General features: G+C 61.4%; 19 protein-coding genes. 8 read left to right on the top strand and 11 right to left on the bottom strand.

What is annotated here, in order from left to right; all coding sequences use genetic code 11:
* Both DTF_RS26810 and DTF_RS21495 read right to left on the bottom strand, forming a co-directional pair.
* On the bottom strand, positions 1-402 hold a 402-nt coding region (locus DTF_RS26810; RefSeq protein WP_027713999.1), incomplete at its 3' end, for an outer membrane beta-barrel protein.
* A 16-nt stretch (positions 403-418) separates the two neighbouring features.
* Positions 419-1588 (bottom strand): Ig-like domain-containing protein, encoded by a 1170-nt coding sequence (locus DTF_RS21495; RefSeq protein WP_035055205.1) that lies wholly within the window; start codon positions 1586-1588, stop codon positions 419-421.
* Positions 1589-2045: 457 nt separating this feature from the next.
* On the opposite strand from DTF_RS21495, the gene DTF_RS25925 reads away from it, so the two are divergent.
* Complete coding sequence (locus tag DTF_RS25925; protein ID WP_081702745.1) at positions 2046-2348, top strand: hypothetical protein; 303 nt, start codon at positions 2046-2048, stop codon at positions 2346-2348.
* Positions 2349-2367: 19 nt separating this feature from the next.
* On the opposite strand, the gene rsgA is transcribed toward DTF_RS25925, so the two are convergent.
* The 9 genes from rsgA to trxA form a co-directional block, all read right to left on the bottom strand.
* Positions 2368-3462: a ribosome small subunit-dependent GTPase A gene (gene rsgA, locus DTF_RS0102240; RefSeq protein ID WP_027713997.1), complete on the bottom strand. Its 1095-nt coding sequence runs from the start codon at positions 3460-3462 to the stop codon at positions 2368-2370.
* 100 nt (positions 3463-3562) lie between these two features.
* Entirely contained in the window at positions 3563-4240 is a 678-nt protein-coding gene (locus DTF_RS0102235) for a spermidine synthase (protein WP_027713996.1), read from the bottom strand.
* Between the two features lie 220 nt (positions 4241-4460).
* The gene (locus tag DTF_RS0102230; protein WP_027713995.1) at positions 4461-4826 is read right to left on the bottom strand and encodes a hypothetical protein; all 366 of its coding nucleotides are present in this window, start codon (positions 4824-4826) and stop codon (positions 4461-4463) included.
* 18 nt (positions 4827-4844) lie between these two features.
* A complete protein-coding gene (locus tag DTF_RS0102225) occupies positions 4845-5375 on the bottom strand; it encodes a DUF3750 domain-containing protein (protein WP_027713994.1) in 531 nt (176 codons plus the stop codon).
* Complete coding sequence (gene sucB / locus DTF_RS0102220; protein WP_027713993.1) at positions 5372-6508, bottom strand: dihydrolipoyllysine-residue succinyltransferase; 1137 nt, start codon at positions 6506-6508, stop codon at positions 5372-5374. Before sucB ends, DTF_RS0102225 begins: the two co-directional genes overlap by 4 nt.
* A gap of 71 nt (positions 6509-6579) precedes the next feature.
* Positions 6580-9261, bottom strand: a complete 2682-nt coding sequence (locus DTF_RS0102215) for a 2-oxoglutarate dehydrogenase E1 component (RefSeq protein ID WP_027713992.1) — start codon at positions 9259-9261, stop codon at positions 6580-6582.
* 185 nt (positions 9262-9446) lie between these two features.
* The gene (locus DTF_RS0102210; protein WP_027713991.1) at positions 9447-9890 is read right to left on the bottom strand and encodes a hypothetical protein; all 444 of its coding nucleotides are present in this window, start codon (positions 9888-9890) and stop codon (positions 9447-9449) included.
* Between the two features lie 119 nt (positions 9891-10009).
* A complete protein-coding gene (locus tag DTF_RS21490) occupies positions 10010-10570 on the bottom strand; it encodes a Slp family lipoprotein (RefSeq protein WP_051360734.1) in 561 nt (186 codons plus the stop codon).
* Positions 10571-10783: 213 nt separating this feature from the next.
* A complete protein-coding gene (gene trxA / locus DTF_RS0102195; RefSeq protein WP_027713990.1) occupies positions 10784-11113 on the bottom strand; it encodes a thioredoxin in 330 nt (109 codons plus the stop codon).
* A gap of 169 nt (positions 11114-11282) precedes the next feature.
* Here trxA and DTF_RS25060 point away from each other — a divergent pair, with 169 nt between their 5' ends.
* From DTF_RS25060 to hemB, 7 genes are all read left to right on the top strand, one after another.
* The gene (locus DTF_RS25060) at positions 11283-11855 is read left to right on the top strand and encodes an SIS domain-containing protein (protein WP_051360732.1); all 573 of its coding nucleotides are present in this window, start codon (positions 11283-11285) and stop codon (positions 11853-11855) included.
* A 72-nt stretch (positions 11856-11927) separates the two neighbouring features.
* Positions 11928-12596 (top strand): bifunctional precorrin-2 dehydrogenase/sirohydrochlorin ferrochelatase, encoded by a 669-nt coding sequence (locus DTF_RS0102185; RefSeq protein ID WP_027713989.1) that lies wholly within the window; start codon positions 11928-11930, stop codon positions 12594-12596.
* On the top strand, positions 12593-13429 hold the full coding sequence (ccsB, locus tag DTF_RS0102180; RefSeq protein ID WP_027713988.1) for a c-type cytochrome biogenesis protein CcsB: 837 nt from the start codon (positions 12593-12595) through the stop codon (positions 13427-13429). Before DTF_RS0102185 ends, ccsB begins: the two co-directional genes overlap by 4 nt.
* Positions 13430-13462: 33 nt before the next feature.
* Entirely contained in the window at positions 13463-14794 is a 1332-nt protein-coding gene (gene hemA / locus DTF_RS0102175; protein ID WP_027713987.1) for a glutamyl-tRNA reductase, read from the top strand.
* The gene (gene hemC, locus DTF_RS0102170) at positions 14791-15753 is read left to right on the top strand and encodes a hydroxymethylbilane synthase (protein WP_027713986.1); all 963 of its coding nucleotides are present in this window, start codon (positions 14791-14793) and stop codon (positions 15751-15753) included. The genes hemA and hemC overlap by 4 nt, the downstream gene beginning before the upstream one ends.
* Before the next feature lie 74 nt (positions 15754-15827).
* Positions 15828-17402 carry a uroporphyrinogen-III C-methyltransferase gene (gene cobA / locus DTF_RS21480; RefSeq protein ID WP_051360730.1) on the top strand — a complete coding sequence of 525 codons (1575 nt, stop codon included), beginning with the start codon at positions 15828-15830 and terminating at the stop codon, positions 17400-17402.
* Between the two features lie 37 nt (positions 17403-17439).
* Positions 17440-18414: a porphobilinogen synthase gene (gene hemB, locus DTF_RS0102160; RefSeq protein ID WP_027713985.1), complete on the top strand. Its 975-nt coding sequence runs from the start codon at positions 17440-17442 to the stop codon at positions 18412-18414.
* The last annotated feature ends 3 nt before the right edge of the window (positions 18415-18417 follow it).

The raw sequence follows: 18417 nt of genomic DNA, 5'->3' as shown, positions 1-18417 counted from the left end.
GCCGATCCCTGCGCCCACATAGGGGATCCAGGGGGCGGTGTCGCGGTATTCGCCGAAGGTATTCAGCATGACGCTGAAGACAGTGGCCTCGCCTCCGGCATCCATATCCGAATCGGCGAATTCGACCTGATCCAGGTCGTTGCTGCGGTAGGCAAATTCGATCTCAACCCGGCCCTTGCCGATTTTCGGGAAATTGTCCCGCAGATCATAGCCGACCGTTACGCCTGTGAGATAGCCGGGATCGAATTCCAGGTTGAACGTCCCCGAGTCCCCCTCGTTTTCAGCACCCTCAAGAAACGAACCGCCCCCGTGGAGGCCGATGTAAAGCCCGCTCTGCGCCAGGGCGGCTGAAACCGGCGCGATCCAGAGGCAAACCATCAGGATCAGTATTTTCTTCGGCATGGCTTTCTTCCCTTTTTTATTGAACGGCAATATCCCGCGACACAGCGATCCCGTCCCGCTCAGCCGTAAGGGTGAACGTCCCGGCTGCGATGGGTGTGACGATGCCTCGGGAGCCGGAGACGTTGCTGACCTCGGCGATTCCGGTGTCCGAGGAGGTAAAGGTCACCTGTTCCGTCAGGTCCAGTTCCGTAGCGTCGGTGAAAAAACCCGTCGTGGAGAACCGGATGGGCGCCGCGCCCAGGTCGATGACGTCGATGTCCGAGGTAAATTCAAGGCGATCCAGGAGGGCATTGGTCACGGTAAGGGCGGTTTGCTCTTCCAGCCCTTCGAAGGCGGCTGAGATGGAAGTAACTCCTACGCTAACGGCCGTCGCCAGACCGTTTTCCCCCGCGGCGTTGCTGATGGTCGCCACCGTCGGGGCTGAAGATGTCCATACCGCCTGTGCGGTTACATCCTCCGAGGTGCTATCGGAAAAAAAGGCGGTGGCGGCGAACTGAAGGGAGAATCCATCGGGAAGGTCGGGGGTTATCGGGTTGATTTCCAGACGTTCGAGTTCCCCTTCGGTGACGATCACATCCGCGGTGGCGGAAACTCCGCCGAAGGTTCCGGTGATGATCGCCGCCCCCGGGGCCACGGCGGTGGCGAGGCCCGGCGTGTCGGTGTCATTGCTGATTGTGGCCACAGCCGGGTCGGAACTGGTCCATTCCGCCAGCCCGGTCAGGTCCATGACGGTGCCGTCCGAAAAAGTCCCCTCCGCGGTGAAGGAGCGGGTCATCCCGGCCGGAACGGAAATGGAGGGGGGTGAAACCGACAGGGTTTCAATCGTCGCATCGGTGACGGTGAAATCCACCGTGTCGGTGAGACCGTCCGATTCGGCCGTCAGGGTGACCGTTCCCGGGGCGATGGGTGTGATCACACCTTGCCGTCCGGGTTCCATGCTCACCGTGGCCACGTTCGGATCGGAGGAACCCAGGAGGACGCTGTCCGTGACATCCCGAGTGAAATCGCCGGAGAAATCCCCGATCACGGTCATTCGCGCGACGGTACCCGCCGGAGCGGACGAGGGATCGACGGACGCCTCTATCGCCGTGAGGGGGACGAAGGTGTTCAGTCGGGAGGGATCGTTGTCCTCTCCGCAGCCGGCCAACACAAGCAAAGCAATCAGGGCCATTGAAATTCGAATCATGGGCGGACCCTCCTCGAACATTTTCAACACCGGCGGATCTTGCCACCCCGAAGACCGGACAAGAATCTAAAATCAATCCCAAGTATACCCGGTGGTCAGGAGATTTCCCTAAGGCTGACGGAATACCGTCAGGAAGTGCGCTTCTTCACTCTCTGAAACAAACAAGCCGTCGGCCAGCGGATTGCTGTTCAGGCGGCTTGTTATCGTCACGTCTGAAAAAGGGTGATGTCCATCTTCTTCCCCCGGCAAAACACATTAAAAAATAACCTCTCTTTAATACTCTTTCGCCAGCAGGGTGTCAACCCCGCCATTCCGGACCCATCTAAGGGTTTTCACCTCCCGTTCTGCCCCTGTTTCCAACCTCCAATTCTTTGACCCAGGTCAGAGACTTAACAGGGGAGGAGTTGTTATGCTTGCCGGAAACCTGAAAAACAAACAACTTTAAAGGAGATTCGATATGTCAGGATGTGGGGGTTGCGGCGGGCATGGACATGGGCATGGGCACGGCGGTGGTGGACCGTTTGCCGAAGGGCGGGAACTGGTAGCGTTTGTGGCGCAGGCTCATGGCGGCGCCCTGCGGCAGCGCCCGATCTCCGATGGCGGCCTTGCCACCAACTGCCAGGGGTGCGGCGCCCCCTTCGTACTGAAAACCCATGTCGGCAGCTGCCCCGCATGCGGCGGAGTTCACGCGGTCTCCCCGCCGCGCGCCTCCGATGCGGCCAACATCCAGTACGCGGGCGACGGGTTCAAGCTGGACTAGAGTAGAGATAGCTTCTTCTTTACTCTTCGTCCTCATCTTCCAGGCGCCAGCGCTTCTCTTCGCGGGGTATCGTTTTTCTCTTCCGCTTTTGAGCCACCTGCGCCGCCAGCTCATGGCGCTGAACGGCCGAGGCGAGCTCGGCGCGCTGTTTCAGGTAGCTTTCCATCCGCGCGGCGTCGAGCGTCCCCTCGAGCAGAGCCTGCCGGATGCCGCAGTCCGGTTCGCTCTCATGCCGGCAGTTGCTGAAGCGGCACTGTGCCGCAAAGGCGACGATCTCGGGAAAGGTGATCTCCAACCCCGCCTCACTCTCCCCCCACAGGTGCAGTTCGCGCAATCCGGGGGTGTCGATGACGAGAGCCCCACCGGGCAGGGGAAAGAGCTCCCGGTGCGTGGTGGTGTGAACCCCCTTGCCGACGGCGGTGCTGACCTTGGATGTCCGCTGGTGGTCGGCGCGCGTAAGCCGATTGAGGAGGGTGGATTTGCCCGCTCCGGAGGATCCGATCAGGACCAGCGTCCGGCCTGACTCGAGATGGGGCGCCAGCTCGTCCAGACCCTCGCCGCGCTGCGCGCTGGTGACCAGGACAGGGATGCCGTAGGCGATCGCCTCGACTTCGGCGCACAGCTTTTTCCACTCGGGACAGAGGTCGGCCTTGTTGAGGACGATGATCGGGGCGGCGCCGCTTTCGTGCACCAGGGTCAGGTAGCGCTCGATGCGCCTGGGATTGTAGTCGTTATCCAGCCCGCTGACGATGATGGCGGTGTCCACGTTCGCCGCCAGCACCTGGGGAACCCCCGGCTTTTCGGCCAGACCTTTCCGGCCGCCGGCGGCCGCCCGCTTCAGGGCGGTCTGGCGGGGGAGAACGGCATGGATGCGGATGCCCTCCTCCAGGGGCGAATCGATGGCCACCCAATCGCCCACGACCGGCAGGGCGTCCAGGGAAGAGGCATGGCGCAGCTGCCCGGCGAGAGTGGCGGTCTGTTCGCCGTCGGCGTTCAGCAGGGTATAGAAGCCGCCTCCCGCGCGAACCACCCGGGCGGGGACGAGGTCTTGCGCCTGACAGGGTTCGAAATGGTTTTCAAAATGGGCGTTCCAGCCCAGCTGCTTTACATCCAACGGAAACAGTCCCTTCGCCGTTGCGGGCGTCTCTGACAGTGAGGAAGGTGTCGTAGAGTGTATCGTAAGACATTGAGGCGCCGGAGGGCAAGCTTTGCGATCAGGGTCCGCGCTCGGCGAGCCAGATCGTATGGAGCGAGCCTTTGTTATCGTGCTCATGCACCCGGCGCTGTCTCATCTTGAAACCCACCTTCTGCAGAAGCGCCGTGAAGTCGCGATCGGGACCGGCCGACCAGATTGCAAGCACTCCCTCCGGCCTCAGCGCTTTGTAGGACGCGGTCAACCCGTCCGTCGTGTACAGCCAGTCGTTCTTCTTGCGGGTAAAACCCTCGGGTCCATTATCGACATCGAGCAGGATCGCGTCATAAGCCTGCCGCTCGGTCTTCAGAATCCTGGCGACATCGCCCTCGCGAACCGTGGCCCGCGCATCCCGCAGAGGATGGCCTGCATGCTCCCCGAGAGCGCCCCGGTTCCACGCCACCACGGCCGGCACCAGTTCGGCCACCTCCACCTCCGAATCGGCCCCCAGGTGACGCAGCGCCGCGGCCAGCGTAAAACCCATCCCCAGGCCGCCGATCAGAACCCGGGGGCGGGGACGTCTGGCGATTTTGCGGCACGCAAGTTCAGCCAGCGCGTCCTCGGACCCGTGCGCCCACGTGCTCATCAGCACGCCGCCGCCACTGACGCTGATGGAAAATTCAGCGTCGCGCTGATAGAGCTGAAGCTCGCCGTCATTACCGGGTATCCGTGCCGTATCAATCAGCGTCCAGGGACTCATTGCGAGATCTCCAAAGAAAATTCGAAAACTTAGTGTGGTTACGAACAAAAATGCGCAGTGCTCCTGGCGCCTGCGCGGTCTGGATCTCCGACGAATTATCCGAGAATCAAGAAAGACTTTCCGGCGAATTGAAGCCTGTCAGCTCGACTCTATATCATTTCTCCACGAGATATTACAAATCAAATCCAACCGGCGGGAGGCCGCTCTTAAGCCCCTTGTGTCAGTCGCCGAAACCGTAGACAGGCAATCTCTCGATCTCCACCAGCCGCAGGCCGAAGCTCTGGTCGTCGAGGATCGCCACGGTCTTCACCTCCGCCCTGACCGCAATGGTCTTGTTGAGCGCGGGCAGGCTGCCTTCGGTCACCACGAGGATCGTTCCGGTGTCATCCCTCAGGAGGTAGCTCTTGGACTTGATGAGGGGAATTTTGGTGATCTCCACCACCTCGCCCCGTACTTTGACCGGTTCACCCTCGAACCGGCCGGGACCCTCCAGGATCTCGCCGATGGGCGTGTAGCCGAAGGGGAGGTAGTCGCACGCGGCCAGGAACAGCAGCAAACCGAACAGCAGTATGGATTTCGTTTTCATGGGTGTCTCCCGGGACCTTTAATCGGCAAAGCCGCTTCCGATGGCGGAAAAGGGAAGGTCGAGTTCGAGGGCGGGAACTTCCCTTGCGATCCAGGCGGTGAAAGTGTTGCTGTTGGGGCCGGGAAAAGCGCGGTAGGTCTTCGGCCAGGGATAGGAGCGCGCCGCCTCCTCGACCTCGTCGATCAGGGCGTCCACCCCGTCTCCCCGGTGGTCCGCGAGCAGCCGGGGCTTCTCGCCGAACCAGAACCGGTCGGGCGCATCCTTCTCCATCCGCACCACCGGCAAGCCGCGCCGCTCCCGCCAGCCGATGACTTCATAGACGGTGTAGAAAGGCTCGGCGCTTCGCTTGGCGGCGACCCAGGTGTGAACCGCGAACCAGCCGCGCCACCCCCAGGCGGGGGCGGCGTACACCTGCAGCACGGCTTCGCTGGTCCGCAAAGGGTCAGGAGCGATCCCCGCGGGCTCCCGGCTCGCGGTGCGCCAGTCCCGGTCGGAGGTGCAGCCGATGAGGAAGATGAGCATTGAAATGCAACAGAGGAATTTTTTCATAGCTCCAGCAGCATCTCGTCGGGCTCCTCGACGAATTCCTTGATCCTCTTGAGGAAATTCACCGCCTCCCTGCCGTCGACCAGGCGGTGGTCGTAGGAGAGAGCCAGGTACATCATTGGGCGGATGACGATCTCGCCGTCGCGTGCGACGGGGCGCTCCTGGATGACGTGCATGCCGAGGATGGCGCTCTGAGGCGGATTGAGGATGGGGGTGGACAGCAGCGATCCGTAGACCCCGCCGTTGGTGATGGTGAACGTCCCCCCTTCGAGGTCGGAGAGGTCGAGCCGGTTGCTCTCGACCTTTTCGGCGAAATCCCTGACCGCCTGCTCTATGGCGGCGAAGTCCATACCGTCGGCGTCGCGCACCACCGGCACCACCAGCCCCTTGCCGGAGCCGATGGCGACGCCGATATGCTGGTAATCGTGATAGACGATGTCGTCGCCGTCGATGCGGGCGTTGACCTCGGGGAATTCCTTGAGCGCCTCGGCACAGGCCTTGACGAAGAAGGACATGAAGCCGAGGCGGACGCCGTGGCGCTTCTCGAAGGCTTCGCCGTGCTTTTTGCGCAGGGCGAGAATGCGGGTCAGGTCGGCTTCGCTGAAAGTGGTGAGCATGGCCGTCTGCTGCCGCACCGCGACCAGGCGCTCGGCGATGCGCCGGCGCAGGCGGCTCATCGGCTGTCGGCGTGTGCGCCCTGCCTCCTCCGCGGCCGGCCGCGCGGGGGCGGCTTTCGCCGCCTTCTCCTCCTTTTCGGCCTCCTTCGCGGGGGGAGCCTCCTTCTCCGGGGCGGGCTTCTCCTCCTTCTTCTCTGCTTTTTTCTCCGCCTTTTTCTCTTCCTTCTTCCCGGGCGGCTTTTCCTCTTTTTTTTCTTCTTTCGCCTCTTCCTTTTCCTTCTTCTCCCCGGCCCCTTCCTCAATGGCGCCGATGACGGCGTCGATCTCCACCGTCTCCCCTTCGGGAACGCGAATGGACAGGACCCCGTCGGCGTCGGCGTTCAGCTCCAGGGTGATCTTGTCGGTTTCGAGCTCGCAGAGAAGGTCGTTTTTCTCCACCCGCTCGCCATCCTGTTTATGCCATTTGGCGATCGTCGCCTCGTACACCGATTCGCCGACCGAGGGTACCTTGATTTCCATGGAATTCTCCCATTTTTCCGTAGGGGCAGGGCTGGCCCTGCCCAGGGCACGGCCAGCCGCGCCCCTGCATTTCACAATTTGAAAACCTCCGCCAGGATCGCCTCCTGCTCCTCGTTGTGCAGGCGGTGGGAGCCGACGGCCGTAGAGGCGGCCTCGTCGCGGCCTATGTAGGCCGGCGCCCTGCCGAGAATCTCCTCCAGCGGAAAACGCAGATAGCTCCAGGCCCCCATGTTGCGCGGCTCCTCCTGCACCCAGGTGAAGCTTTCCGCTTTGCCGAAGGGTTCGATAGCCTCGCGCAGCAGCTCCGCATGCAGCGGATAGAGCTGTTCGATGCGGACGATGGCGACATCCTCCCTCTCCTCCTTCTCTTTGCGCTCGGAAAGATCGAAGTAGATCTTGCCGGTGCACAGCAGCACCTTTTTCACCCTCTTCGGATCGGCCCCGGCCGGCAGCACCTCGCGAAATTCCCCTTTGACGAACTCTCCCAGGGAGGAGCGGCAGGCCGGCAGCCGCAGCAGGCTCTTGGGGGTGAACACGACCAGGGGGCGCCGGAAGGGCTGCCTGACCTGTCGTCGCAGCAGGTGAAAGTACTGCGCCGGCGTGGAGGGATAGACGACCTGGATGTTGTTGTCGGCGCACAGCTGCAGAAAGCGTTCTATGCGGGCGCTCGAGTGTTCCGGCCCCTGCCCCTCGTAGCCGTGGGGCAGGAGCATCACCAGCCCGCTCACCCGGTCCCACTTGGTTGCGCTGCTGACGATGAACTGATCGATGATGACCTGGGCGCCGTTGGCAAAATCGCCGAACTGCGCCTCCCAGAGGGTCAATCCGTAGGGAGATTCCAGGGAGTAGCCGTACTCGAATCCGAGGACCGCCGCCTCGGAGAGCATGCTGTCGTAGACGCGGAAGGCCGCACCCTCCCGAGCCGCGGCCGCCAGAGGGACGAAAGGCTCGCCGGTCTCGACGTCGTAGAGGGTGGAATGGCGCTGGTTGAAGGTGCCCCTCCGCGAGTCCTGGCCGGAGAGGCGGATGCTCACCCCTTCGCGAAGCAGGGAAGCGAAGGCGAGCGCCTCGGCCGCCGCCCAGTCGATCTTCTCCCCCGATTCGATCGACTTGCGGTTGCGCTCGACGATCCTGACGATTTTGGGATGGGGATGGAACTCCTCCGGCAGCGTGGTGAAGGCGCGGCCGAGTTCCACCAGGGTCTTTTTCGCCACGGCGGTCTTCACTTCGGCGTGCCGGAACTTCCGTTCGATATCGCCCCACTTGCCGCTGAAACCCTCGACCGCGATCTGCCCCTGGCTGCCGTCCGCCTGTTCAAGCCTCTCCTCCACGACCTTGCCGATGGCGTCGATCTCTTCGCCCGCCAGCTCCTGCCGCAAACGCTCGGCGTAGATCTCGTGCACCGGCGGATGATCCTTGATCTTCTCGTACATCAGCGGCTGGGTGAAGTAGGGCTCGTCCCCTTCGTTGTGCCCATGCCGCCGGTAACAGAGGATCTCCAGCACCGCGTCGCGGCCGAAGCGCTGTCTCCAGTCCAGGGCCAGGGAGGCGGCGTGGACGACCGCCTCGGGGTCGTCGCCGTGCACATGGAAAATGGGCACCATCAGCATCTTGGCCACATCGGTGGCGTACCGGGTGGAGCGGGCGTCCTCCGGGCTGGTGGTGAAGCCGATCTGGTTGTTGAGGACGATGTGCAGGGTGCCGCCGGTCCGGTAGCCTTCGAGCTGGGAGAGGTTGAGGACCTCCGCGACCATTCCCTGGCCGGCGAAGGCTGCGTCTCCGTGCACCAGAACCGGCAGGACCTTGTTTGTTCCGCCCTCGCCGTACCATTCCTGCCGAGCCCGGCATTTGCCCTCCACGACGGGATCGACCGACTCCAGGTGGCTGGGGTTCGACGCCAGGGTGATGTGGATCCGGTCGCCGTTCGGCCCATCGAGATCGGTGGAAAACCCCTTGTGGTATTTGACGTCCCCCTCGCCGACGAAATGATGCTCCACATTGTCTTCGAACTCGGCGAACATGTGTTCCAGGGGTTTGCCGAAGATATTGACCAGGACATTGAGCCGGCCGCGGTGGGACATCCCCAAAACGAGGTCGCTCACCCCCATGGCGACGGATTTCCGAACCACCTTGTCGAGCAGGGGGATCAAGACCTCCCCCCCCTCCAGGGAGAAGCGCTTCTGGCCGAGGAACCTGCGGTGCAGAAAGGCCTCGAAGAGAGCGGCCTCCTCCAGCTTGCGCAGGATCCTCTTCTTCTCCTCGGTGCTGAATTCGGGCCGGTTGCGGTTCGGCTCCATGCGGTCGATGAGCCACTGCCTCTCTTTCGGCTCCTGGATGTGCATGAATTCGACGCCGATGGAGCGGCAGTAGGTCTCCCGCATGGCTGCGAGGATTTCCCTCAGCGTGGCGGGGCTCGCCAGGAAGCGGCGGTTGTGGAAAGTCGTGTCGAGGTCCTCCTCGCCCAGATCAAAGGCGGCCAGGGAAAGGAGGGGATGATCGGTGGGACAAGGGTTCAGGGGGTCGGTGCAGGCAAGGAGGTGGCCGATGTCCCGGTAGCGGTAGATGAGCGACTGGACGCCGGACTGCTTGATCGCATAAGCGGGGTCGCCCGTGCGCGCCGGCGCCTCTTCCGTCCCCAGCTCGAAACCTTCAAAGAAGGCCCGCCATGCGGAGGGAATCCGGTCCGGGTGTTTCCGCCAGAGAAGATACTGGGCCTCGATCCACTGCGGGCTGATGCCGGCTTCAAAATTCATGGACGGACATTCCAATCGGAGGGTGAGGATGGATCGTCGGAACCGCTGGCGAAGGGGGCTCCGGCGAAAGTTGAAGGGCGACGCCGCGCCGGGGAAAAGTATAGCAAGGAGGAGAAAGGGTTGCAATCCGATTGAGGGATACCGGACCGGCGGAAAATCCCGAGATCTTCTTGGATGTCCTTCCCTCAGCCGGAGCCGAGGGAAGACGGAAGCGAGGAAGGGAGAGTCTCCCGCCGGCGGCGATAGGGAGCGGTCACCTCCTCGATGATCTGCGCCGTCTCCCTGATCTGCCGGTTCAGTTCCTTGAAGGCATAGGTCTCCCAGCTGCTTTTGGCATCGACATTGACGCGCTGCGGATCCCTCCCGGTTGCCAGCCCTCGGTTGCGGCCGGCCGGAACCAGCAGGATCCAGGCATCGGCGATCTCGTGTTCGATGATGAAATCGGCCTTCAATCGCTTCTGATCCCCCATCAGCACCCGGGCCGAAAAGAGTCCGACAAGGCGCTCGATGGCCTCTCCATGGTCGATCAGAAGCTGGTAGGTCTGATCCGGGTTGCTGTTGTCGATGAAAATAACCACCTTGGCGGTGCAGAACCTCTCATAGTCGACCAGCGATTGGGAATGGATCATGGCGGAGGGCCTCATTGGCTGCGATTGGCTGGATTTCAGGGGTTCGACAATACATAGTAACGAGTAACCGCCCGGCTGCAACCGCCAGGCGCATTTTTCCTCCGGAAAATCAGGGAGGTCTACGGCAAGCCGTAGTGCCTGTGGGGCCAATAAGGATATCGATACCAGGGATACCAGGGATCGTAGAAAGGATCCCAATAGTAGGGATATCCATAGTAATAAGGCGGGTAATAGTAGCTCCGGTAAGGTTCTCTCAGGAGGCGGAGCTCACCCACCCTAAAAACCGGATAAACATAGTCGACCCCTCCGATGGGACGGGTTTCGCTCCCCTCCACCATCCCGGTGAGGGTCACCATGCGGCCGGCCTCGTAGACTTCAGGATCCAGGAAATGCCCGATTCTTGCCATGAATCTTCCCCCCGCCTCGTCCACGCTGGTCGGATATCCGGAACGATCAAGGTTATAGCGCAGAATCTCGAGGGTAGTCCCGGCTCTTTCGTTCGTCACCTCTATGATGCGGCCGCCCAGCACCAGGGTGCTGCCCCGCCAGGCTTCCGGGTCGGCCTTGACCTGCTCATATTCCACGGTGGGATCGACTGCGTGCAGCGCCTCGTCGGACAGGACATGAACGCATCCGCTCAGCAGAAAGAGCATGCCTGTAAAGAAGATCGCTGTTTTCATGGCCGCCTCCCCGAATGAAGGTCTTTTATGTCTTTTACTGTCCACCAGCCTCCTATGTCCAGTTTATTCCCCCCTCCGCCCACCGTCAAACTACCCCATTGAAAGGCATCGCCGAAGAGATCGCGGCATCGCAGGCGCGGGCGAACACCGAAAAAAAAAGGACCCGCATTTTGCGGGTCCTTTTTTTGATTTTGATGAAGAGTAGAATTCTCTTTAGAGAGCCTTCTTGATCAAGCTTTCCAACTGGTTCTTGGGAACGGCCCCTACCACCTGGTCGACCACCTTGCCGTCCTTGAAGAGGATCAGGGTCGGGATGCCGCGCACCCCGTACTGGCCGGGGGTGGCGGGATTTTCATCGACATTGAGCTTGCCTATTTTTACCTGGCCGTCGTAGTCTTCGGCCAGCCCGTCGACGACCGGGCTGATCGCCTTGCAGGGGGCGCACCATGAAGCCCAGAAATCCACCAGAACAGGGGTGGACGATTTGAGAACTTCACTCTCAAAAGTATCATCGGAAAGCTGAACGACTTTATCACTGGCCATGGTTCTATCTCCTTTAGCTGACATGGAAGATGAAAGAATTACTGAACCATCATAAAACACCTCCCAGAAAAATCAAGGACTTAATTTCCCGGCACGGACCTTCTTCTTGACACGCCGCTGCCCTCCTCCTATCATCTGCGGAAAGTAAATCATGCGAGGTTCGCCCACGATGGAAAAGGACAGAGTCGCCAAAGCTCTTCAGGATCATTCGTCGGTTATCGAGGAAGCGTTCCGGCAGCAGACCGGTCAGATGCTGGATCTTGCCCGGCAGCTGGTGGAAATTTTTCATCGTGGCGGCAAACTCCTGCTGCTGGGCAACGGAGCCATGGGGTCGATCACCGCACTTGTAGCCAATCACTTTCTGCACCGTCTCTCCCTGGAGCGGCCGCTGCTTCCGGTCATTTCCCTGTGCCAAAACACCGTCCTCGCCACCTCTCTGTGCCGGGGCGGAGAAGGCAAGCAATTCTTTTCCCGACAGCTGCGGGCGCTTGCCGTCAAAGGGGACATGGTCCTGGCCTTCTGTGATGCCTGGCGTGACGAGGCACTGGAGGAGGCCCTCGCCACGGCTCGGCAACTCGATTGCGAAACGGCCGCCGTAATCCATGGCAAGGCAACCATGGAGGAGGAACCCGCCCTGGTGTTCCGGATCAACACCGACTCCGCGTCCCGGGGATTGGAAGCCGCCCTTTTCTTCGGCCATCTTCTCGTTGAGTTGGTGGAAGGAGAACTGTTCGGCATATGACGACCCCAGCTTTAAGCTTTAAGCTTGAGGCCTGAAGCTTGGGCCTCTAACCTTTTTCCTTTAGCCTTCATTATGCCCGACTATCCCATCCTTCTGCAGCTCGAGAACCGCCTTTGCGTCGTGATCGGAGGGGGAGAAGTGGGGCTGCGCAAGGTTCGGTCCCTGCTCCGGTCCGGAGCCCGGGTGCGACTGATCGCTCCCGAGCAGAATGAGCAGGAAGGGGATCTGGAAAAGATTGAGGTCATCCGCCGCGCCTACCGCAGGGGGGACCTGGAGGGGGCTTTTCTGGCTTTCGCCGCCACGGACGACCGGGAGGTGAACGCCGCCGTCCTCCGCGAGGCCCACGAGCTGGGCGTGCTGATCAACATGGCCGATGCACCAGCCGCTGGGGACTTTACCCTTCCGGCCCTGCTGGTCCGGGGGGACCTGACGGTGAGCGTGTCCACCGGGGGAAGCAGTCCGGCGCTGGCCGCTCTGGTCAGGGATCACCTGAGCGGAACCCTCGGTCCCGAGTGGTCTACCGTCCTGGAGATCGCCGCGGCCCTGCGCCGAAAGCGGTTGACACTGGGAAAGAAAACTGAATATAATCGAGCGATTTTGCGCCGTATTCTGGACGGCGGTCTGCCTGCCCTGATCGCCCGCCGGAACACCGCCGGCATCGACCATCTTCTCGAGACCCTCTTCGGTGAGGGTTTTTCACTGGCGGAGCTAGGGATTCACCTGCCGAAAGAGATGACATGAACCTTCACTTCCTGTTCTTCAAAATCACTCTCCTGTTTTACTTCGTCTCGACGGTTCTCTATCTTATCGATGTCATCGCCCGGCGGGAAAAAGCGGGCAAGGCCGCCCGGTGGCTCTTGATCGCGGGCTTCACGGTACACTGCGCCACCCTGTTGAGCCGATACCTGGAATCCGGGTATACGCCGGTGGCCAATCTCTATGAGTCTCTATCCTTTTTCGCCTGGGCCATCGTCGGCATTTTCCTCCTCTTCGACATGCGCTACCGCATGACGGTGCTGGGCGCTTTCAGCTGCCCCCTGGCCGTGGTGCTGATGATTGCCAGCAGCGCCGCGCCCAAAACGGCGACGGAACTCAATCCGGCTCTGGACAGCTGGTGGTTTCCGGTACACGTGGTTCTGGCTTTTACCGGCAACGCCGTTTTCACCGTGGCTTTTGCCGCCGGAGTCATGTATCTGCTGCAGGAGCGGATGCTCAAGAGCAAAAAATTTTCCGCCCTTTATTATCGCCTTCCTTCCCTGGAAACCCTGGACAGCATCAACTATAAATGCCTCACCTTCGGTTTTCCCCTGATGACCATGGGAATAATCTCCGGCGCCATCTGGGCCAATTCGGCCTGGGGCGGATACTGGCGCTGGGACCCGAAGGAAACCTGGGCCCTGATTACCTGGTTCCTTTATGCCGCCCTGCTCCATGGCCGGCTGACTATCGGCTGGCGCGGGCGCCGCGCGGCGATTTTCGCCATCATCGGATTTCTGTGCGTGCTCTTCACCTTCCTGGGGGTCAACCTTCTTCTTACCGGTGAGCACAGTTTCAATGCCTTGGGAGGCCGCTAGGCTTTTGGACGGAACCTATTACGGATCGGCAGTATGAACATTATTGTTGTGGGGCTCAGTCACAAGACCGCCCCCGTTGAAATACGCGAACGTGTCGCTTTTCCTCCCACCGCCATGGAAAAACCACTCCGGGAGCTGATGGCCTTACCGGCTGTCACCGAAGGGGTCATCGTTTCCACGTGCAATCGGGTGGAACTCTATGCCACAAGCAGAGACCCGGAAGCTGGACTGGTGCAGCTCAGGCGCTTTCTCGCCGCTTATCACGGCATCCCATCGCAGGAATTGGAATCCCACCTCTATGATTACCAGGGGGAGGAGGCCATCCGCCACGTCTTTCGGGTTTCCTCCAGCCTCGACTCCATGGTCATCGGCGAGCCGCAGATCCTCGGCCAGATCAAGACCGCTTACGGCTACGCCACCGAATTCAAGACCGCCGGCCTGATCCTCAACCGCTTTCTGCACAAGGCCTTCTCCGTGGCCAAGCGGGTGCGCACCGAAACTGAAATCGCCAGCAACGCGGTCTCCGTCTCCTTTGCCGCCGTGGAGCTGGCCCGCAAGATTTTCGGAAAACTCGAAGACAAGACGGTGCTCCTCATAGGCGCCGGCGAGATGTGCGAGCTGGCGGCGCGCCACTTCATCAACAACGGCGTTTCCTCTGTCATGGTGACGAACCGCACCTTCGAACGAGCGGAAAAACTCGCCGCGGAATTCAACGGCAGGCCGATCCTTTTCGACAGCTTTCCCGATCACCTGCCCCAGGTGGATATCATCCTCACCTCCACCGGAGCGCCCAATTTCATACTCGGCCATAAAACGGTGGAGGAAGTCATCCGCCGCCGCAGGAACAAGCCGATGTTCTTCATCGACATCGCCGTACCCCGCGATATCGATCCCAAAGTGAACAAAATCGACAACGTGTATCTCTACGACGTCGACGACCTGCAGGGTGTGGTGCAGTCCAACCTCAAAGAACGCCAGAAAGAAGCAAAAAAGGCCGAAGGGATCATCGACGAGGAGATCGGCCAGTTTTTCCGCTGGCTGGCGAGCCTGGAGGTGGTTCCCACCATCGTCTCTCTGCGAAGCAAGCTCGAAGAAGTGCGGCGCGGGGAGCTGGAGAAGACCTTCTCCATCCTCAGGGATCTCGACCAGAAAGAGCGCAAGGCTATCGAGGCGCTGACCTCCGCCATTATCAACAAGGTGCTGCACCAGCCCATCACCACCCTGAAAAATTCGCAGAATGACGCCTCCGGCGACAGCTACGTGGACGCCGTGCGGGCTCTGTTCGACCTGAAGCCCCCCGAGCCGGAGGGCGAAATCAAGTCCCTGGACGATCACAATCCGGAGTTAAGGAGCCACAAATCATGAGCAAGAAAACGCTGCGCATAGGAACCCGGGCCAGCCAGTTGGCCCTCTGGCAGGCCAACTGGGTGAAGTCGGAGCTGGAGAAGCGCCACCCCGGCCTGGAGGTCACCCTGACCAAGATCAAGACGCAGGGCGACAAGATCCTCGATGTTCCCCTGGCGATGGTCGGAGGCAAGGGGCTGTTCGTCAAGGAAATCGAGGAGGCCATGCTGCGCGGCGAGATCGACATTGCCGTGCATTCGATGAAGGACGTCCCCACGATCTTCCCCGAAGGACTCGCGCTGCGCTGCATCACCGAGCGGGAGGACCCGCGTGACATCGTCATCTTAAAGCCCGGAGTCAAGAGTTGGCGCGATCTGCCCCAGGGTGCCCGCATCGGCACATCCTCCCTGCGCCGCAAGGCCCAGCTCCTTCACCTGCGCCCTGACCTGCAGATGATCGACATCCGCGGCAACGTCGAAACCCGCATCCGCAAGCTCACCGAAGACGATCTCGATGCCGTGATCCTGGCTGCCGCCGGAATGCATCGTCTCGGATTTACCGAGCAGATCAGCGAATACCTGGAGACCGAGATTTCCCTTCCCGCCATCGGGCAGGGGGCTCTGGGACTGGAAAGCCGTATCGAGGACGCCGAAATCAATGCCCTCATCGACTTCTTCAACCACCCCGCGACTGCCTCCGCCGTCATCGCCGAAAGGGCCTTTCTGCGCCGCCTGGAAGGCGGATGCCAGGTACCCATCGCCGCCTTCGGCGCCGTGAAGGGCGACCGACTTTCTTTCACCGGGCTGGTTTCCAGCGTCGACGGGAAGCAGTTCCTCAAACAGACCGTCGAGGGTCAAGCGGAGGAGGCCGGGCACCTGGGCACCTCCCTGGCCGACGACCTGCTGATCAAGGGGGCCGGAAAAATCCTCAACGAGGTCTATCAGCATGAAACCTTCGACGAGCGCCGGGAAGAAGTCTGATTTTTTTCCTATCGGGTAAATGAAGTAAGGGCACGGCACGCCGTGCCCTTACCGGTTTTTAGGCGGCAGCGACATTGAAAACGGGTATTGTCTATCTCATCGGCGCCGGTCCCGGGGATCCGGGCCTCATTACCGTCAAGGGGCTCGAATGCCTGCGCAGAGCCGATGTCGTCGTTTATGACTATCTGGCCAACCCGGCTTTTCTGAACGAAGCTCCGCCCGAGGCCGAACGGATCTATGTCGGCAAGAAAAAAGGGTGCCACCACCAGCCGCAGGACCACATCAATGCGCTTCTCGAGGAGAAAGCTCGTGCGGGGCTGATCGTGGCCCGTCTCAAGGGCGGGGATCCTTATGTTTTCGGCCGTGGGGGCGAAGAGGCGCTCCATCTGCACAATGCCGGAATACCCTTTGAAGTCGTGCCGGGGGTGACCGCCGGCTTCGCCGCCGCCGCCTACGCCGGTATCCCCCTGACCCATCGCGATTACACCACCAGCCTCGGCCTGGTTACCGGCCACGAAGACCCGGCCAAAAAGATGTCCAGCCTCGACTGGGAAAAGTTGGCCACCGGGGTCGGCACCCTGGTCTTCTACATGGGGATGGCCAACCTTCCCCTGATCACCGAGGAACTCATCGCCCACGGGCGTCCCGCCGAAACGCCGGTGGCGATCGTGCGCTGGGCGACCACTCCCCGCCAGCAGACTCTCACGGCCACCCTGGGGAATGTGGTGGAGAAGGTGCGCGAGGCGGGGATCAAGCCGCCGGCGGTGATCATCGTCGGCGAGGTGGTGGAATTGAGAGAGAAACTTCGCTGGTTCGACAATCGACCCCTGTTCGGCAAGCGGGTCATGGTCACCAGGACGCCGGAGCAGGCCCGGGAGTTCATCGCCCTCCTTGCCCTGCAGGGGGCCGAAGCAGTCTGCTGCCCCACCATCGCCACTGCCGAGCCGGAGAGCTGGTCTGACCTCGACGCCGGTATCGCCGCTTTGGACCGCACTGACTTTCTGATCCTCACCTCCACCAATGCTGTCGACTCTTTCTTCGCCCGCCTCGCGTGGAAGGGGGCCGACGTGCGCTCCCTTGCCGGTGTGCGGATCGTCGCCGTCGGTCCTAAAACGGCGGGGGCGATCCGGGCCCGAGGAATCTCGCCCGACCTGGTGCCGGAAGAGTACCGGGCCGAAGGAGTGGTGGCGCTGCTGAAGGAGCAGGGCATCGCCGGCAAACGCATCCTCTACCCCCGTGCCGACCTGGCCCGCGACTTGATCCCCGCAGAGCTGGCCGCCGCCGGCGCCGTGATCGCCGCCCCCGTCGCCTACCGCACCGTTGCGCCGGTCGGCGGGGGAGATCGCATCCGGGAGCTGCTGACGGCGGAAGAGATCGACGCGGTTACCTTCACCTCTTCCTCCACGGTGGAAAACTTTCTGGAGATGGTCGGCCCCGATGCCGCCGACCTGCTGGAGAAGGTGAACGTGGTCTCCATCGGCCCCCTGACCACCCTAACAGCCGAGCGCATGGGCCTGAACGTCGCCGTCCAGCCTCAGATCTACACCCTTGAAGGGATGATGGAGGCGATGGTCGATTTCTATGCAGAATCCGGAGTCAGGATTCAGGACAGAAAATGCCAAACCCCTGACATCCGATTTGATTCCTGAGACCTGATACCCGAAACCTTTTTACGGAGATGAAAAAATGTTCTTTCCCGAATACCGTGCCCGCCGCCTGCGCCGCAACGACACGATCCGTCGCATGGTCCGCGAAACCCATCTGCGGACGGACGACCTGATTTATCCGATGTTCAGCGCCTTCGGCAAGGGCATCAAGAAGGAGATCACCTCCATGCCGGGTATCTATCAGCAGTCCATCGAGCACATCGTGGCCGAAGCCAGGGAGGTGCACGAACTCGGCATTCCGGCGGTCATTCTCTTCGGTATTCCCGAGGCGAAAGATCCCGTCGGCCAGGACGCCTACAGCGAAACGGGCATCATTCAGGAAACCATCCGGGCGATCAAGAAGGAAGTACCGGAGCTGACCGTGATCACCGACGTCTGTCTCTGCGAATACACCGATCACGGCCACTGCGGGGTGATCGTCGACGGCGATGTCGATAATGACGAAACCCTCAAGCTGCTGGCAGCCGAGGCCCTCTCCCACGCCCGGGCGGGGGCCGATATCGTCGCCCCCAGCGACATGATGGACGGCAGGGTGGCGGCTATCCGCGAGATCCTCGACGCCAACGATTTCGACCATATCCCGGTGATGAGCTATGCCGTCAAATACGCCAGCGCCTATTACGGCCCTTTCCGCGACGCCGCCGAATCGACCCCTCAGTTCGGCGACCGCCGCTCCTACCAGATGGACCCGGCCAACCGCTCCGAGGCCTTCCGCGAGGCGGCCCTGGACGTGCAGGAATGCGCCGACTTCCTCATGGTCAAACCGGCCTTGGCCTACCTCGACATCCTCCGCGACCTCAAGGAGCGTTTCGACCTGCCGCTGGTCGCCTACAACGTTTCCGGCGAGTACTCGATGATCAAGGCCGCGGCCGAGAAGGGGTGGATCGACGGCGAGAGGGTGATGATGGAGACCCTGCTCGGCATGAAGCGCGCAGGCGCCGACCTGATCATCACCTATCACGCCAAAGAGGCGGCGCGGGTGCTGAAAGGGTAAAAA

The organism is Desulfuromonas sp. TF, assembly GCF_000472285.1.
Taxonomy (GTDB): domain Bacteria; phylum Desulfobacterota; class Desulfuromonadia; order Desulfuromonadales; family ATBO01; genus ATBO01.
This window is presented reverse-complemented; position numbering and strand designations above follow the sequence as displayed.

Coding starts and splice junctions, on each gene's coding strand:
- DTF_RS21495 (WP_035055205.1), bottom strand. CDS start 1,588: ATGATTCGAATTTCAATGGCCCTGATTGCTTTGCTTGTGTTGGCCGGC.
- DTF_RS25925 (WP_081702745.1), top strand. CDS start 2,046: ATGTCAGGATGTGGGGGTTGCGGCGGGCATGGACATGGGCATGGGCAC.
- DTF_RS0102235 (WP_027713996.1), bottom strand. CDS start 4,240: ATGAGTCCCTGGACGCTGATTGATACGGCACGGATACCCGGTAATGAC.
- DTF_RS0102230 (WP_027713995.1), bottom strand. CDS start 4,826: ATGAAAACGAAATCCATACTGCTGTTCGGTTTGCTGCTGTTCCTGGCC.
- DTF_RS0102225 (WP_027713994.1), bottom strand. CDS start 5,375: ATGAAAAAATTCCTCTGTTGCATTTCAATGCTCATCTTCCTCATCGGC.
- sucB (WP_027713993.1), bottom strand. CDS start 6,508: ATGGAAATCAAGGTACCCTCGGTCGGCGAATCGGTGTACGAGGCGACG.
- DTF_RS0102215 (WP_027713992.1), bottom strand. CDS start 9,261: ATGAATTTTGAAGCCGGCATCAGCCCGCAGTGGATCGAGGCCCAGTAT.
- DTF_RS0102210 (WP_027713991.1), bottom strand. CDS start 9,890: ATGATCCATTCCCAATCGCTGGTCGACTATGAGAGGTTCTGCACCGCC.
- DTF_RS21490 (WP_051360734.1), bottom strand. CDS start 10,570: ATGAAAACAGCGATCTTCTTTACAGGCATGCTCTTTCTGCTGAGCGGA.
- trxA (WP_027713990.1), bottom strand. CDS start 11,113: ATGGCCAGTGATAAAGTCGTTCAGCTTTCCGATGATACTTTTGAGAGT.
- DTF_RS25060 (WP_051360732.1), top strand. CDS start 11,283: ATGGAAAAGGACAGAGTCGCCAAAGCTCTTCAGGATCATTCGTCGGTT.
- DTF_RS0102185 (WP_027713989.1), top strand. CDS start 11,928: ATGCCCGACTATCCCATCCTTCTGCAGCTCGAGAACCGCCTTTGCGTC.
- ccsB (WP_027713988.1), top strand. CDS start 12,593: ATGAACCTTCACTTCCTGTTCTTCAAAATCACTCTCCTGTTTTACTTC.
- hemA (WP_027713987.1), top strand. CDS start 13,463: ATGAACATTATTGTTGTGGGGCTCAGTCACAAGACCGCCCCCGTTGAA.
- hemC (WP_027713986.1), top strand. CDS start 14,791: ATGAGCAAGAAAACGCTGCGCATAGGAACCCGGGCCAGCCAGTTGGCC.
- hemB (WP_027713985.1), top strand. CDS start 17,440: ATGTTCTTTCCCGAATACCGTGCCCGCCGCCTGCGCCGCAACGACACG.